13 protein-coding genes and 12 tRNA genes are annotated in these 15,471 nt (G+C 31.9%); 22 read left to right on the forward strand and 3 right to left on the reverse strand.

Going from position 1 to position 15,471, the window contains the following annotated elements:
• Position 1: 1 nt before the first annotated feature.
• From HYG84_RS11475 to HYG84_RS11530, 12 genes are all read left to right on the forward strand, one after another.
• A tRNA-Arg gene (locus tag HYG84_RS11475) sits at positions 2-78 on the forward strand.
• Between the two features lie 69 nt (positions 79-147).
• Positions 148-232 (forward strand) — tRNA-Tyr (locus HYG84_RS11480).
• Positions 233-304: 72 nt separating this feature from the next.
• A tRNA-Leu gene (locus HYG84_RS11485) sits at positions 305-387 on the forward strand.
• Positions 388-471: 84 nt separating this feature from the next.
• Positions 472-546: transfer RNA gene (locus HYG84_RS11490), tRNA-Gly, on the forward strand.
• Between the two features lie 8 nt (positions 547-554).
• Positions 555-630: transfer RNA gene (locus HYG84_RS11495), tRNA-His, on the forward strand.
• A gap of 5 nt (positions 631-635) precedes the next feature.
• Positions 636-712, forward strand: a tRNA-Gln gene (locus tag HYG84_RS11500).
• A gap of 4 nt (positions 713-716) precedes the next feature.
• A tRNA-Lys gene (locus HYG84_RS11505) sits at positions 717-792 on the forward strand.
• 9 nt (positions 793-801) lie between these two features.
• Positions 802-890, forward strand: a tRNA-Ser gene (locus HYG84_RS11510).
• 51 nt (positions 891-941) lie between these two features.
• Positions 942-1,033 (forward strand) — tRNA-Ser (locus HYG84_RS11515).
• Positions 1,034-1,041: 8 nt separating this feature from the next.
• Positions 1,042-1,118 (forward strand) — tRNA-Pro (locus HYG84_RS11520).
• A gap of 27 nt (positions 1,119-1,145) precedes the next feature.
• Positions 1,146-1,222: transfer RNA gene (locus tag HYG84_RS11525), tRNA-Ile, on the forward strand.
• A gap of 29 nt (positions 1,223-1,251) precedes the next feature.
• Positions 1,252-1,327: transfer RNA gene (locus tag HYG84_RS11530), tRNA-Phe, on the forward strand.
• Positions 1,328-1,531: 204 nt separating this feature from the next.
• Here HYG84_RS11530 and HYG84_RS11535 read toward each other — a convergent pair.
• Positions 1,532-2,566, reverse strand: a complete 1,035-nt coding sequence (locus tag HYG84_RS11535; RefSeq protein WP_212377264.1) for a ribonuclease H-like domain-containing protein — start codon at positions 2,564-2,566, stop codon at positions 1,532-1,534.
• A 183-nt stretch (positions 2,567-2,749) separates the two neighbouring features.
• Between HYG84_RS11535 and HYG84_RS11540 the strand changes: the two genes are divergently transcribed.
• Both HYG84_RS11540 and HYG84_RS11545 read left to right on the forward strand, forming a co-directional pair.
• A complete protein-coding gene (locus HYG84_RS11540) occupies positions 2,750-4,159 on the forward strand; it encodes an S-layer homology domain-containing protein (protein WP_212377267.1) in 1,410 nt (469 codons plus the stop codon).
• 67 nt (positions 4,160-4,226) lie between these two features.
• A complete protein-coding gene (locus tag HYG84_RS11545) occupies positions 4,227-6,263 on the forward strand; it encodes an ATP-dependent helicase (protein WP_212377269.1) in 2,037 nt (678 codons plus the stop codon).
• Between the two features lie 56 nt (positions 6,264-6,319).
• Here HYG84_RS11545 and HYG84_RS11550 read toward each other — a convergent pair whose 3' ends face one another.
• Positions 6,320-7,312 carry an asparaginase gene (locus HYG84_RS11550; RefSeq protein ID WP_212377272.1) on the reverse strand — a complete coding sequence of 331 codons (993 nt, stop codon included), beginning with the start codon at positions 7,310-7,312 and terminating at the stop codon, positions 6,320-6,322.
• Positions 7,313-7,676: 364 nt separating this feature from the next.
• On the opposite strand from HYG84_RS11550, the gene HYG84_RS11555 reads away from it, so the two are divergent.
• From HYG84_RS11555 to moaC, 6 genes are all read left to right on the forward strand, one after another.
• Positions 7,677-8,288, forward strand: coding sequence for a lactate utilization protein (locus tag HYG84_RS11555; protein WP_212377275.1), 612 nt, complete (start codon positions 7,677-7,679; stop codon positions 8,286-8,288).
• A gap of 177 nt (positions 8,289-8,465) precedes the next feature.
• Positions 8,466-9,284, forward strand: a complete 819-nt coding sequence (locus HYG84_RS11560) for a transporter substrate-binding domain-containing protein (protein ID WP_212377278.1) — start codon at positions 8,466-8,468, stop codon at positions 9,282-9,284.
• A 67-nt stretch (positions 9,285-9,351) separates the two neighbouring features.
• Positions 9,352-10,695 carry a cyclic 2,3-diphosphoglycerate synthase gene (locus tag HYG84_RS11565; RefSeq protein ID WP_212377281.1) on the forward strand — a complete coding sequence of 448 codons (1,344 nt, stop codon included), beginning with the start codon at positions 9,352-9,354 and terminating at the stop codon, positions 10,693-10,695.
• Between the two features lie 240 nt (positions 10,696-10,935).
• Positions 10,936-12,093, forward strand: coding sequence for a cysteine desulfurase family protein (locus tag HYG84_RS11570; protein WP_212377284.1), 1,158 nt, complete (start codon positions 10,936-10,938; stop codon positions 12,091-12,093).
• Between the two features lie 7 nt (positions 12,094-12,100).
• A complete protein-coding gene (gene thiI, locus HYG84_RS11575) occupies positions 12,101-13,279 on the forward strand; it encodes a tRNA uracil 4-sulfurtransferase ThiI (RefSeq protein ID WP_212377287.1) in 1,179 nt (392 codons plus the stop codon).
• 38 nt (positions 13,280-13,317) lie between these two features.
• On the forward strand, positions 13,318-13,797 hold the full coding sequence (gene moaC, locus HYG84_RS11580) for a cyclic pyranopterin monophosphate synthase MoaC (RefSeq protein ID WP_212377290.1): 480 nt from the start codon (positions 13,318-13,320) through the stop codon (positions 13,795-13,797).
• Positions 13,798-13,861: 64 nt separating this feature from the next.
• Here the strand turns inward: moaC and HYG84_RS11585 are convergent, their stop codons facing one another.
• The gene (locus HYG84_RS11585; RefSeq protein ID WP_212377293.1) at positions 13,862-14,359 is read right to left on the reverse strand and encodes a MogA/MoaB family molybdenum cofactor biosynthesis protein; all 498 of its coding nucleotides are present in this window, start codon (positions 14,357-14,359) and stop codon (positions 13,862-13,864) included.
• A 103-nt stretch (positions 14,360-14,462) separates the two neighbouring features.
• On the opposite strand from HYG84_RS11585, the gene HYG84_RS11590 reads away from it, so the two are divergent.
• Positions 14,463-14,807: a phage holin family protein gene (locus HYG84_RS11590; RefSeq protein WP_212377296.1), complete on the forward strand. Its 345-nt coding sequence runs from the start codon at positions 14,463-14,465 to the stop codon at positions 14,805-14,807.
• 37 nt (positions 14,808-14,844) lie between these two features.
• Positions 14,845-15,357 carry a GNAT family N-acetyltransferase gene (locus HYG84_RS11595; protein ID WP_212377299.1) on the forward strand — a complete coding sequence of 171 codons (513 nt, stop codon included), beginning with the start codon at positions 14,845-14,847 and terminating at the stop codon, positions 15,355-15,357.
• Positions 15,358-15,471: the final 114 nt, after the last annotated feature.

Here is a 15,471-nt window from a genome sequence, read left to right on the forward strand (position 1 = left end):
TGCGCTCATAGCTCAGCTGGATAGAGTGTCTGACTACGAATCAGAAGGTCGGGAGTTCGAATCTCTCTGGGCGCACCATCTGTTTGTTGATGTAGATTGATTGTATAAACAAATTGAGATTTATGATTAACGATACAATATAAATATGGAGGGGTTCCCGAGCGGCCAAAGGGGGCAGACTGTAAATCTGTTGTCAGCGACTTCGAAGGTTCGAATCCTTCTCCCTCCACCATTTTAAAAAGAAACTCAGTGAATGCTGAGGACTCTAATTACATCAAATCAAGGATTTTAGTAATTGAAATATGCGGGTGTGGCGGAATTGGCAGACGCACTAGACTTAGGATCTAGCGGGAAACCGTGGGGGTTCGACTCCCTTCACCCGCACCATTATTGTAAAACGTTTCAAGGAAACTCAGCTAATGCTGGGTATTCAACTCACACCAAATTTAAAAAATTGGGTGATTGAAGCATGCGGAAGTGGCTCAGTGGTAGAGCATCGCCTTGCCAAGGCGAGGGTCGCGGGTTCGAGTCCCGTCTTCCGCTCCATTATTATGGTGGATGTAGTCAAGTGGTTAAGACACAGGATTGTGGCTCCTGCACTCGTGGGTTCGACTCCCATCATCCACCCCAAGTTTTGGGATATAGCCAAGTCGGTAAGGCAACGGACTTTGACTCCGTCATTCCGCAGGTTCGAGTCCTGCTATCCCAGCCATTTTGACCCATTAGCTCAGTCGGTAGAGCACCTGACTTTTAATCAGGGTGTCCCGCGTTCGAGTCGCGGATGGGTCACCAACTAATAATGGAGAGGTGTCCGAGTGGTTTAAGGAGCTGGTCTTGAAAACCAGTGACTCCGCAAGGGGCCGTGGGTTCGAATCCCACCCTCTCCGCCATTATTATTGCATTATATATTAAATGAGTGTATAATGTAGATATCCTAAAATGGAGAAGTACTCAAGTAGGCTGAAGAGGACGGTTTGCTAAACCGTTAGGTCGCGTAAGTGGCGCGCGGGTTCGAATCCCGCCTTCTCCGCCATTTTAAATCCGGGTGTAGCGCAGTTTGGTAGCGCACATGGTTTGGGACCATGGGGCCGGGGGTTCGAATCCCTCCACCCGGACCAGGTACAATTATATACTCATAAAAGTGAGGGCCTTTAGCTCAGTTGGTCAGAGCGTCCGGCTCATAACCGGCAGGTCCGGGGTTCGAGTCCCTGAAGGCCCACCATTTTCATTGTACAAGAAAGTACAAAACAAGCCCAGATAGCTCAGTCGGTAGAGCAGGGGACTGAAAATCCCCGTGTCGGTGGTTCGATTCCGCCTCTGGGCACCAGAAAAAGAACTGATATTTTATGTATCAGTTCTTTTTATTATTGTTTAATGAGGCTCTTTGTCAATAGTTGGGGTAGGATTATCAGTAATCCTGCTCCATTATTGCATTTGAGCCTATTTTAATATGAGCATAGGGTTCTACATGTTTTTGGGTACACTAAATAAACCTAACTAAAATATAGGAACTTTATGGTATTTATATTTATTATTTAGGGAATATAGATTTTAAAATAATAGAAAGCAGTTCTCCTATTAAGTGAATGTTAAGATGTCCGCCGAGCTTTAAAATCATCAGTCTATTGGGAAAGTATTTTTCGCTATAATAATCACTTTTATTAAATAGTGATTTAGATAAATTAAAATTTTCTAAATTAATATAACTACATTTTTCTCCAGTAGATAGATAACCTTCAAATAATGGAATTTCAATATTGAACTCGCCATTATAGGGATGCCATTCGAAATTAAAGTTAGATCCATAATATATAACATCTAGTATATCTTTAAAGCTTTCAGTAAGTCCTTTTATATGTAAAAAACCCTTCTTAATTAATATATTTTTAGGATATACATTGAAATTAATTTTTTTAGAATTATAATTTACAATTATCTCTTTTCCTATAATGTCGTATTTTTCAATGGAAATACTATCAAAAACAGTAAGTAGCTTATTTAAATAATAAATATCTTCATAATTATGAAGTAATATTGTTTTTTCAACACTAGGTGAAGGATTTTTAACATATTCCTTGTATAACAGCACACTATCTTTTCCGCTAATAGTATCCTTTCTATTAATTCCTACAAAACGCTCAACAGTTTTTAGTTTAAAATTTTCTAATGGAAGTTGCTTTTTTTCCTTTCTAAGACACTGCAGTATATCAATATGTTTAATATTATCAAAATTCCATTCTAACTTATTAAACATAAAACGTTCTTTTAGAAAAGGTATATCAAATGTCGCGCCATTATAGGTAATAACATAGGGGAAATTTGTAAAAATATTGGAGAATTCTAGTAAAATACTAATTTCCTCATTAGGATTTTCTGCAAAAAATTGTTTTAATATAATAGTATCGTTTACATTATATAAAATCCCAATCAAAATAACTTGATGATACTTTCTACTAAGTCCTGTTGTTTCAATATCTATTACACAATACTCAGTTGTATTAAATATTTCTCCTAAGTTCTTTGGTAATATAGTTCTATCCTCTACTTCAAATGTTTTAATTTTCATGATTACCTCCTAACTTCTCTTTACTAAATATAATATCAAAAACTAGTAAGCCAATCAAAAACTAAATGATATTTAGACTTTTTTATGGGTAATAGAAATGTAATATAGCTGTAATGTTATTGGTAGAGGTTATATGATAATATTAATAATGGAATATTTTACAATATTAAGGATGGTGATTTTATGAAGAGAATTGTTATGTTATTAATAGTAGCTTTAATATTGTTATCTAGCTTTCAAACGGCTATGGCATATACATATTATATTGATATTTTAGAGCATTGGGCAGAGCCCTATATTGAATGGGCAACTAATGATGTGGCTTTATTTAAAGGTTATAAAGATGGTACATTTAAGCCAGATAATAGCATTACACGTGCTGAATTCATGTCTATATTAAATAGACTGTTACAAATACAAAAATCAAATAATACTAATGTAGCTACCAAATTTTATTTAGATTATGATGATTTAAGTAAAAATTTTTGGGCATATGATGATATTTATGAACTTGCATATTACTTGGAAAATAAAGCTCGACAAAAAGTAGACTTAAAGTCAATTTTCCCTGGAAATAATTTTAGACCAAATGATCCTATTACTCGTTATGAGGCTGGAGTGTTAACTAGCTTAATTATACCACCACCTATTGAAATATTAAATAAAAGCTATACGGATCTAACTAGTAATGTGAGCTTCTACAAGGAAATAATGGAATTAGCAAGTAATGGTATTGTTAAAGGATATAATGATGGAACATTTAGACCTTGGCAAAAGATTATACGGGCTGAGGCAGCAACAATTATTAATAATGCATATGGTGAGTTAGAATACTTAAAAAACAATGAATTGCGTATGAGAGATTTAAAGAAATTCAATCTAAATAAAAAGAAACCATTATTTGAATATGGTGCTAATAATATAACTCAAAATAATCTTGATAAAAATTTCATTAATGCTATTACTACTTTAGATTACCTGTCCTTTGTTGGATACATACCATATTCTGAAAGACATCTATATGATCCTAATCCGATAGATAGTTTATGGCAGCTAAAAAATGATGATTACTATAATGTAATAGGTGTAAACTATTATTTATTGTATTATGATAAAAATCTTGTAAAGGACAGAAAAGTTGAACTTATAAAAGAAGCATTTGAACATTATGAAAGTATAAATAAAGTAAATAATGTTGATGGAATGGTAGAATTAGTGAAAATAGCTAAAAATATAGTCGGTCCTCAAGAACTTATTTTGTTTTTAGAGAAATATTTTTACTCAACAAAAGACAATAACGATAAAATTTTAGCAGGCACATTATTAGTTGAACAGTATTTAAATAATTATCAATATAAAAAAGCATTAGAAATACATAAAGAAATGTTGAATTTAAGTAAAGATATTGAACTAAAAAGTCACTTGATATTAAATAATGGTTACTTAGTTTATAAAAATAGTGGAACTAAGGTAGCAATAGATTATTTAAATAAATCATGGAATAATTTAAAAACAGATAGTCGATATAGAATATATAAGGATGAATATGACTTTTTATTTACCAGCATGATTAAGCAATTAATGATGAAATGATTTAAATTGACTTAAGTTTTGCTATAATAGTATAAGTACTATTATAATATAAATTTTGAGGTGTGTTATGATCGAGCAGTACTTAGAAGAATTAAACAAACAACAGTTAGAGGCAGTTAAGCATTACAATGGTCCTTGTATGGTATATGCAGGACCAGGGTCTGGAAAAACAACAGTAATTACTCATAGAGTAGGGTACCTAATCCAACATTATAAAGTAGATCCCAATAAAATTTTAGTAATATCTTTTACAAAGGCAGCAGCGGATGAAATGAGATTACGGTTTGAATCGAGTTATGATTGGTTATTGCATGGAAAGCAACATGTTAATTTTGGAACTTTTCATTCTGTATTTTTTAGAATTTTGAGATCCTATTATCGATACGATTTAAGTAACATTTTAAATGAAGGAGAGAAGTTTGGTGTAATTAAGAACATTGTAAGAACCCTTGGAGTTGGAAATAAGTTAGATGATGAATTGATAAAGGATGTAATATTAGATATCGGGCTGTTTAAAAGTAATATATTAAATATAGATGATTTTTCTCCCAATTCAATGTCTAAAGATGATTTCAATAGGGTGGTATTTTCTTATGAGAATTATAAAAATGATTGCCATAAGATTGACTTTGATGATATGCTTACAAAATGTTATGAACTATTAATTAGTCAACCTACAATCTTACAAGCTATACGAAATATGTACGAATATATATTGATAGATGAATTTCAAGACATTAATAGTGTACAATTTGAAATAATTAAATTGTTATCTAGCCCTAAGGAAAACTTGTTTGTTGTTGGAGATGATGATCAGTCTATTTATAGCTTTAGGGGAGCTAAGCCAAATTTCATATTAGAATTTGATAAAATATATAAAAATACAATAAGAATTATACTTAACTTAAACTACAGATCCCAAGAGAATATAATTAGTACTGCCAATAAGCTTATAAGCAATAATGATTTAAGAATAAAAAAAAGTATGCTATCCACTAAGGAACCCGGAGTAGACATACAGTTGTTCAGACCTAAAACTCGAGAGTTAGAGAACAAAGAGTTAAGCGATTTGATAAACAGTTTAATTAAAGAAGGGTATAGTTATAGTGATATAGCAGTAATATATAGGACTAATATATTATCAAGCTCTATAGTGGACTCTTTATTAGACAGTAATATTCCCTTTGCTTCTAGAGAAAATATATATAATATTTACGAGCATTGGATGGCTAAAGACTTAGTTGCCTATTTAAGGTCAGCATTAGATATAAATGATAGAGAAGCAGTAAAAAGGATTATTAATCGTCCAACAAGATATATAACAAATAAGGCAATGAATGAAGCTGATGGATACCATAAGGATTTTATTACGTCCCTAAAGGTTAAAGGTAACCTAATGCCTTATCAAATCTCTTACTTAGATAGATTAGAAGTAGATATAAAAACTCTCAGCCATTTAGAAACAAGAAAGGCAATTAGCTATATTAGAAAAGAAATTGGATACGATGAGTATATTCATAATTATTCTATGGAAAAACAAATCAGTACTGATGGATTGATAGAAGTTTTAGACGAACTGGAAGAAACGTCTGCTAAGCATAGTAGTATTATACAATTTATTAATCATATAAAAGAATTTAAAGAATCTTTATATGATAATAAACGAAACTATTCTTCTAAAGATAATCAAGTAGAGCTTTTAACGATGCATAGTGCAAAAGGGTTAGAATTTAAAGTAGTCATTATAGTTGAAGCTGTAGAAGATATTATTCCCCACAGTAAAAGCAAAGATGAGGAAAGTATTGAGGAAGAAAGAAGGCTATTTTATGTTGCTATAACTAGAGCTAAGGAACGCTTATATATTTATGCGCCACTAAATAAATATGATAAAAAAGCTGAAATATCACGTTTTATAAATGAGATGGAAATTTTAAACGAAAAGAAAAGCAAATTTAAAAAAGGTCAAGAGATTATCCATAGGGTATTTGGTAAAGGATTTATTGAAAGTATTAATAAAAGTATGATTAAAGTAAAGTTCTGTAATAATAATGAAACTAAGGAATTAGATATTGCTACATGTCTTGAAAATAATTTGATTTATTAAAGAAAAAGACCTTGATGGTAAGAGTTGTTTGTAAACTCACTGTCAAGGTCTTCTTGCTATTTATATTGATTATTTTCGATTATTTCCTTTAATGTATTTAAATCTTCAGTTACAGTTAGAGCTAGCATAAGTTTAATTCTAGCTTTTTGGCCTGGTAGATCTCCGCCTAATATTACACCCATATTTCGGAGAGTTCTTCCAGCTCCCTCATAGCCATATGTATCAAGAACTCTACCAGTAGGGCAGCGTGACACCATTACAATAGCAACATTATTTTTAATAGCATATTCAATACCATCTAGCATAGTTGGAGGTACATTACCTCTTCCTAAAGCTTCAATAACTATACCCCTAGCACCAGTGTCAACAGAATACTTAAGGAATCTAGAATCCATGCCAGCAACGCACTTGATTAAATCTACTTTTGTTTCAATGGATTGGGTAGGGATATGTTGACGATTTATAATTTGTCTATGATAGATTACCTCATCATTGTCCACGATCCCAAGAGGACCAAATTCTAAGGACTTAAATGTATCTAGACTTAATGTATTACTTTTAGTAGCTTCACTAGCTGCATTAACCTCATTGTTCATTACTACAAGTACACCTTTATTTTTAGAATCAGGTGAAATTGCTGTACAAACAGCAGCGGCTAAGTTACTAGGACCATCGTAGCCAAGCTCTGAGCTATTTCTCATAGCCCCTACCACGACTACACACTTTGAAGAATTAATTGTTAAATCTAACAAGTAAGCGGTTTCCTCTAAAGTATCAGTTCCATGAGTAATTATAACACCATCTACATCATCTCTTTCCAAGTTTTCAACTACTAGTTTTTGTAGATCCATCATTAATGGAATATCTATATGTGGACCAGGGAGTTTAGAAAATGTAATTGATTCTGTTTCTGCATATTTATCAATGTTTGTAACCAATGACATAATCTCTTCACTTGATAAAGAAGGTATAGCAGCTCCAATCCGTGGATCTACTGTCATTGAAATTGTACCACCAGTAAATATTATTACAACTTTAGGCTTACGCATGATAAACCTCCTTATATTTAAAAATTAATTGAATACCACAATATCATTATATAATATGTGCACAGAATTTGAAAATATCAAAATATAAATTTGCAGAAAAAAAAGCCAGGTCCACGAGACCTGACTTCACGTCCATAAGACGTGATTTCCGTTCAAAAGGGGTATTGGGAATAGAGATTATATTATCGAGGTTACCAGGGGGATAACCACATACTTATTGTAACAAATTACGACAAAAAGGTCAATGGTTTGACAAAAACTTTTTGTCATTTTGTCTATATAGTAATTTTGCTTATATAGAAATTGGTATATAATAGAATTGTATGCATTTCTATTTAATTAATTTTAATTAGGGGGTAATGATGTGGATCAGGTAGTTGAAAAGGTTTTAAAAAATTTAGAGAAAAGAAAAATAAAGGCTAAATATTTTGAAACAAAGGAAGAGGCTAGAAATACAATTTTAGAAGAAGTAAAATCAAATATGACTGTCGGTATTGGAGGGTCAATGACTGTAAAAGAAATGAAGCTACATGAAGATTTAATAAAAGCTGGTAATACTATCTATTGGCATTGGTTAGTTGAGCCAGCACAAATGTCAGATGTAAGAAAAAAGGCGTCTATAGCAGATGTATATTTAACTAGTACAAATGCACTAACTGAAGATGGAGAATTAATAAATATAGATGGAGTTGGAAATAGAGTTGCTAGTATGTTCTATGGGCCTAAAAAGGTTATAGTGGTATGTGGTGTAAATAAAATCTGCTCAGATTTAATTTCAGGCATCGATCGTATTAAAGCTCAAGCCTGTACTAAGAACGCTATAAGATTAAATCGTAAAACACCTTGTGCAGCAACTGGCCAATGTAATGACTGTCAAAGTCCAGATAGAATGTGTAATGTAACTACTATTATTAGTGGAAAGCCTGAGGAAGTAGATTTGAATGTTTATATTGTAGGAGAAGAATTAGGATTCTAAGAGAAGAAAGGTTATTTAACCTTTCTTTTTTTGTAATAATAAAAAAATAATATATCAATAACTAATTTTTTTTAAAAACTATTGCATATTTATACTTAAAAATGTATAATATCTCACAGAGGATAATTATACAAATAAATGTATAGTTATTAATTAGTTAATCAAGGAGGAATCAGAATGAAGAAGTTTTCGAAAATAGCTATTATTTTAGGAGTAGTTACTTTATTTACTGCCTGTACTAACGGTGTTGCTAGTAATAATACAGAGGAGGCCTTATCTAAGTTAGATAAAATTAAAAAAGCTGGAAAGATAGTTCTTGGTACTAATGCATACTATCCTCCATACGAGTTTCATAAGGAAATTAACGGCAAAGATGAAATTGTAGGGTTTGATATTGACATTGCAAAGAAGATTGCAGAAAATTTAGGTGTAGAGCTTGAAATAAAGGATATGGATTTTGACGGATTATTATTAGCATTAAATGCAGATAAAGTTGATTTTGTAATAGCTGGGATGACTCCAACTCCTGAGAGAGCCAAAGCCGTGAACTTTTCTAAAGTATACTATAAAGCTATTCATGGAGTAATTATTAATGTGGATAATAAAGATGTGTTTAATACATTAAATGATTTAACTGGTAAAAAAATAGGAGCTCAAAAATCTACTGTACAAGAGGAAGTTGCAAAGGCAGAGATAACAGATATCCAATTAAAATCATTAGCAAAGATACCAGATTTAATCCTTGAAGTAAAAAATAATAAAATTGATGGCTTAGTTATAGAAAAGCCAGTAGCTGTTGCATATACATATCGCAACAAAGACTTAATGTTAATGGATATTACGTTCGAAGATGCAGAAGGCGGATCTGCAGTTGCAGTTAAAAAGGAAAATACGGATTTACTCGATGAAATAAATAAAACATTGGATACTCTAATGAGCAATGGAGATATAGAGGAATTTATAACAGAAGCTACAAAAATTGTAGATGACTTATAATGGGAGAGGTAGGCTATAAAACTTTGACTTATAGGTAACTAAACATATTATACAGGGAGTGATTGAAATGCATAGAAAAAATGTTATTATTATAGGAGCAGCAGGGCGAGATTTTCATAACTTCAATACATATTACCGTAACAATGATAATTATAGAGTTGTAGCTTTTACAGCAGCTCAAATACCTGATATCGATAATCGAAGATATCCTACTGAACTAGCAGGGAGTATGTATCCTGAAGGAATTCCTATATATTCTCAAGATCGATTAGGTGAATTAATTAAAGAATTTCAAGTAGATGAATGTGTTTTTGCATATAGTGATGTAAAATATGAAGATGTAATGGGTATAAGTGCAATTGTTAATGCAGCAGGTGCTGACTTTACGCTTCTTGGCTCTAAAAACACTATGCTAAAAAGTAGCAAACCTGTAATATCAATTTGTGCTGTTCGAACAGGTTGTGGAAAGAGCCAAACATCACGTAAAATTATTGAGATATTGATGGAATATAATCTTAAAGTAGTTGCAGTTAGACATCCAATGCCGTATGGTGATTTGGCTACACAAAGAATACAAAGATTTGCTACCGTAGAAGATTTAAAGAAGCATAATTGTACTGTTGAGGAAATGGAAGAATATGAACCCCATGTTGAACGTGGAAACATTATTTATGCTGGTGTAGATTATGAAAATATTTTAAGAGCAGCTGAAAATGATCCTGATGGCTGCGATGTCATTATATGGGATGGAGGAAATAATGATTTTTCATTTTACCAATCTGATTTATCAGTTGTAGTGTTAGATCCACACCGTCCAGGACACGAATTAAACTATTACCCAGGAGAAGTTAGTCTAAGAACTTCAGATATAGCAATTATTAATAAAATCGATAGTGCTGATTTAATGGCAATAAAGCAAGTGGAAGAAAATATTAAACGTGTTAATCCAAATGCTACTATTATTAAAGCAGAATCTAAAATTACTGTAAATAATCCAGATATAATTAAGGGAAAACGAGTTCTGGTTGTTGAAGATGGTCCTACTTTAACTCATGGAGAAATGAAACTGGGGGCTGGAATAATTGCAGCACAAAGATTTGAAGCAAAAGAATTAGTAGACCCTCGTCCATATGCAGTAGGAAAACTAATTGAAACCTTTAATAGCTATACACATATTGACACACTTCTTCCCGCAATGGGTTACGGTGAACAACAATTAAAAGACCTTGAAGAAACAATCAATAAAGCTGATAGTGATTCTATTATTATAGGTACACCAATTGATTTAAGCAGAGTCATTAATATTAATAAGCCTTATACACGTGTACATTACGAACTAGAAGAAGTAGGAAGTCCAAATCTTAAATCAATATTAAATGGCTTTATCAAAGATTATAAACTTGGAAAATAGAGAGCGTATAAATATTCTTGTGCAAACTGATTTAAAAATCTCCACCTTGGATAACGATCTAAGGGGAGATTTTAAATTTATGTACACCTAGCGGAGCAGATAAATATAGTCTGCTCGATTAATACCACATTGGTTGTTTTACTGAAATACGGGAAATACTAAAGTAGGTTAATGAAAGCTTTACAAAAAAGCATTATTTAGATATTATAATACCTGTAATATGAAAATGAGGGTGAAATTATGGAAGTTTACTTAGATAATGCAGCTACTACAAAACCAAGAAAAGAAGTAGTAGAAAGCATATTAAAATCATTGGAGGAGCAATATGCTAATCCTTCATCTTTACACAAAAAAGGAGTAGAAGTAGAAAAGGAAATAAAAAGAATAAGAAGAATAGTAGCTAAAGCATTAGGTTGTACAGATCAGGAGATAATTTTCACCTCTAGTGGTACAGAAGCAAATAATTTAGCTATTAGAGGAATAACGGATGCTTACAAAAGAAGTGGTAACCATATTATTACTTCGAAAATAGAGCATAAATCTGTTTTAAACACATTTAATGAGTTGGAAAGAAAAGGTTTTAAGGTTACGTATTTAGATGTAGATGAAAAAGGATTTATATCTACTGAACAGTTAAAAGATGCAATTAATAATAGCACAATTTTGGTTAGTATAATGTATGTTAACAGTGAGATTGGAAGTATTCAGCCAATAGAAGAAATAGGTAAAATTATTAAAAGTATAAATCCAAAAACATTATTTCATGTAGATGGAGTACAGGCCTTTGGAAAAATTAAGTTTAACATAAAGGATATTAAGATTGATAGTTTTTCAATAAGCGGACATAAGATTCATGGGCCAAAGGGAATAGGCGCCTTATATATTAAAAAAGGAACTAAAATTAATCCAATATTAACTGGTGGAAGTCAGGAAATGGGTATTCGTTCAGGAACTGAAAATGTACCAGGTATATATGGATTAGGTGAGGCTGTTAAATTATCTATGGAAGATCAGGATAAGAACATCGAACACTTAAAGAAACTTAGAGATTACTTTATAGATACATTTAAAAGTCAAGTTGAAGGTATACATATAACATCTGAAAAGAATGATAATTTTGCACCACATATTATTAATGTTAGTTTTCCTGGAGTTAGAAGTGAAATTATGCTTCATAGCTTAGAGCAAGATGGAATTTATGTGTCGTCTGGTTCTGCCTGTTCATCTAAAAGAAAAGGATATAGCCATGTGCTAGAAGCAATAAATATGAGAGATGACTTAATTGATAGCGCACTTAGATTTAGCTTGTCTTATATAACTACCAAAAGCGAAATAGATTATGCAATAGAAAAGACGAAGGAACATTTTATTAACTTGAAAAGAATTATTAAGAGGTGATTATATAGTGGAAAATGTAGTAGTAATTCGTTATGGAGAAATAATGCTAAAGGGAAAAAACAAAAGATTTTTTGAAGATAAATTAGTAAGTCAAATTCGACATGCATTGTCAGATTTAGGAAAGCTTAGGGTATATAAAGCGCATAGTAGAATTTATATAGATGTAGAAGGCTACAATGTAAATGATATTACGGATAGAGCTAAAAGGGTATTCGGTGTTGTTTCCCTTAGCGTTGCCAAAAGATTTGAAGTAGATATGGATAAAATTAAAGAAATAGCACTTGATGAGCTTAAGGATAGAATATCCGAAAACAATAATATTAAAACATTTAAAGTAGAAAGTAAAAGAGGAGATAAGAGATTTCCTATGCAGTCTTTAGAGATAAGCAGAGAAGTAGGAGGATACTTACTTGAAAATATAGAGAATATATCCGTTGATGTACATAATCCTGATGTGAGTATTCAAGTAGAAGTAAGAGATAAGGCCTTTGTTTTCAGCAATAAAATCAATGGTTTTGGAGGATTGCCTCTAGGAACTAATGGTAAGGCCCTACTACTTCTTTCTGGGGGAATAGACAGCCCAGTGGCAGGTTGGCTTGTTGGAAAAAGAGGAGTAGATATAGAAGCAATTCACTTCCATAGTTACCCTTTCACCAGTGACAGGGCTAAGGAAAAGGTAATAGATCTTGCAAAAATACTTTCTAGCTATTGTGGTAAGTTTAAGTTATATTCTATAAATTTATTACCTATTCAAAAAGAAATAAATGAGAAATGCCCAGAGGAAGAAATGACTATTCTTTCAAGAAGGTTTATGATGAAAATAGCAGAGAGAGTAGGAGTAGCAAATAACTGTGATGCCCTAGTAACGGGAGAAAGTATTGGACAAGTAGCAAGTCAAACTGTAAAGAGTCTTTATGTAACTAATGAATCTGTTGTAATGCCAGTATTTAGACCTTTAATAGCTATGGATAAGGTAGATATTATTGATTTAGCATATAAAATTGGAACATACGAAACATCAATACTACCATTTGAAGATTGCTGTACTGTATTTCTTCCAAAGCATCCAGTTACACAGCCTAAATTAGAAAAAATTATCAAATCTGAAAGTAAATTAGATGTAGAAGAGCTTATTAATGCAGCAATAGAAGATATGGAAGTAGAAATAATTACTATAGAAGATTAAAAAAAATATATAGACAGTTAAAAGGGAGGAGAATTTTTATGGATTCATTGACTCATTTTAATGAAGAAGGAAGAGCTAAAATGGTTGAAGTAGGGGATAAACTGAATACTAAAAGAGAAGCTGTAGCTAGAGGCAGTGTATATATGATGCCTGAAACATTAAAGAGAATTATAGATTATGATATAAAGAAAGGCGATGTTTTAGCTGTTTCGCAAGTAGCTGGTATAATGGCTGCTAAGAAAACAAGTGATCTTATTCCAATGTGCCATAATATTATTTTAACTGGTGCAGATATTAATTTCCATATAGATGAGGAAAATAGTAAAATAGACATTGAAGCTGTAGTTAGAACAACTGGAAAAACTGGTGTAGAAATTGAGGCATTAACCGCTGTATCTGTAACTGGGCTTACAATTTATGATATGTGTAAAGCTATAGATAAAAAAATGAAATTGACAGATGTAAGGCTAGTTAGGAAAACAGGTGGCAAATCTGGGGACTTTATTATAGAGAACTAAAACGAAAACCTAGGGTATATGTCTATGTATAGGCAATTATCCTAGGTTTTTATAAAATATATGATTATTTTACATCATGTCCACATTCACTATCTATGCCTTTTAAAATGCCAATGCCATGAGAAAGTACAGGTAAAATAACCTCTAAACATTCCTTTACTCCCTTTGGGCTACCAGGTAAGTTTATTATTAAAGTTTGTTTTCTTATTCCGGATACAGCTCTAGAAAGCATGGCCTTAGGAGTAACACTAAGACTTTTCATTCTAATAGCTTCTGAAATGCCAGGGGTTAATCTCTCCACAACATCTAAGGTTGCTTCTGGGGTAACATCCCTAGGGGAAAAGCCTGTACCACCTGTTGTAAAAACGATATCAAGTTTTGCTCCATCACACATATAAATTAATCCTTCAGCTAACTTCTCCCTTTCATCAGGAACAATCATATATTCTTTTACTACTCCTCCAATAGGTTCAAGCATTTCACCAATTAACGGACCACTTTTATCTGTTCGTTCTCCCTTAGAGCCTTTATCGCTAGCTGTAATAATACCAACTGTAATCAAATTGTACTCCTCCACTTCATATATAATATTTTTATAAAACATTGTTGTATCTATATTAGTTATCATATAATATAAGTATAACATAGAAATGGAGGTGAGTAGAATGAGGTTTTTAGCAAGATGGTTTATAAGTGCTATTTCGATTTATATAATAGCTAATTTATCTTTAGGGGTTACTGCATCAAGCTTTAAGGCAACTTTAGTCGCCGCAGCTATTTTGGGTATTGTAAATACAATTATTAAACCTATTTTAGTAATTCTCACTTTACCAATTAACATAATGACCTTAGGATTATTTACATTTATTATTAATGGTATTACATTAATGATAACATCCAGCATTGTTGGAGGCTTTGAAGTGAAAAATATCTTTGCAGCGGTTGTAGCATCTGTACTTATTAGTATAGTTAATATGATATTAACAAGCTTAGTAGGAGTTAAAAAATAACAAAAGTTATAGTGTGATGGGGGAGAACATAAATAACATGGAGAATATGATTGATACAAAACTAGATAATTTTAAGCTAAGATTTGCAAATGAGAAGGACGTTCCTTTAATTTTGCAGTTTATTAAAGAATTGGCTGATTATGAAAAGTTATTGCATGAAGTGGTTGCAACAGAAGAAATATTAATGGATTCTTTATTTAAACAAAAATCAGCAGAAGTTGTTATTGGTGAATATGAAAATAAACCTGTAAGTTTTGCATTGTTTTTTCACAACTTCTCAACATTTTTAGGTCGATCAGGAATCTACTTAGAAGATTTATATGTAAAGCCTGAAATGCGGGGAAAGGGAATAGGGAAGATAATGTTATCATTCCTAGGAAAGCTTGCCATTCAAAGAGGTTGTGGAAGATTAGAATGGTGGTGTCTTGATTGGAATAAGTCATCAATTGAATTTTATAAAAATATGGGAGCTATTCCAATGGATGAATGGACAGTATATAGAGTTTGTGATGAAGCACTGGTTAATTTAGCAAATGGATATGATAGTTAACTAATAAAACTGAATATTATTTTTTAAAAAGGGGCAATGGTTTTTATCAATGCCTTTTTCCTATGTGGATTTATAGAGAAAGATTGCAAGGTAAGACTAATACGTATAATATGA

Source organism: Alkaliphilus sp. B6464 (assembly GCF_018141165.1).
GTDB lineage: Bacteria > Bacillota > Clostridia > Peptostreptococcales > Natronincolaceae > Alkaliphilus_B.

Coding starts and splice junctions, on each gene's coding strand:
- HYG84_RS11535 (WP_212377264.1), bottom strand. CDS start 2,566: ATGAAAATTAAAACATTTGAAGTAGAGGATAGAACTATATTACCAAAG.
- HYG84_RS11540 (WP_212377267.1), top strand. CDS start 2,750: ATGAAGAGAATTGTTATGTTATTAATAGTAGCTTTAATATTGTTATCT.
- HYG84_RS11545 (WP_212377269.1), top strand. CDS start 4,227: ATGATCGAGCAGTACTTAGAAGAATTAAACAAACAACAGTTAGAGGCA.
- HYG84_RS11550 (WP_212377272.1), bottom strand. CDS start 7,312: ATGCGTAAGCCTAAAGTTGTAATAATATTTACTGGTGGTACAATTTCA.
- HYG84_RS11560 (WP_212377278.1), top strand. CDS start 8,466: ATGAAGAAGTTTTCGAAAATAGCTATTATTTTAGGAGTAGTTACTTTA.
- HYG84_RS11565 (WP_212377281.1), top strand. CDS start 9,352: ATGCATAGAAAAAATGTTATTATTATAGGAGCAGCAGGGCGAGATTTT.
- HYG84_RS11570 (WP_212377284.1), top strand. CDS start 10,936: ATGGAAGTTTACTTAGATAATGCAGCTACTACAAAACCAAGAAAAGAA.
- moaC (WP_212377290.1), top strand. CDS start 13,318: ATGGATTCATTGACTCATTTTAATGAAGAAGGAAGAGCTAAAATGGTT.
- HYG84_RS11590 (WP_212377296.1), top strand. CDS start 14,463: ATGAGGTTTTTAGCAAGATGGTTTATAAGTGCTATTTCGATTTATATA.
- HYG84_RS11595 (WP_212377299.1), top strand. CDS start 14,845: ATGGAGAATATGATTGATACAAAACTAGATAATTTTAAGCTAAGATTT.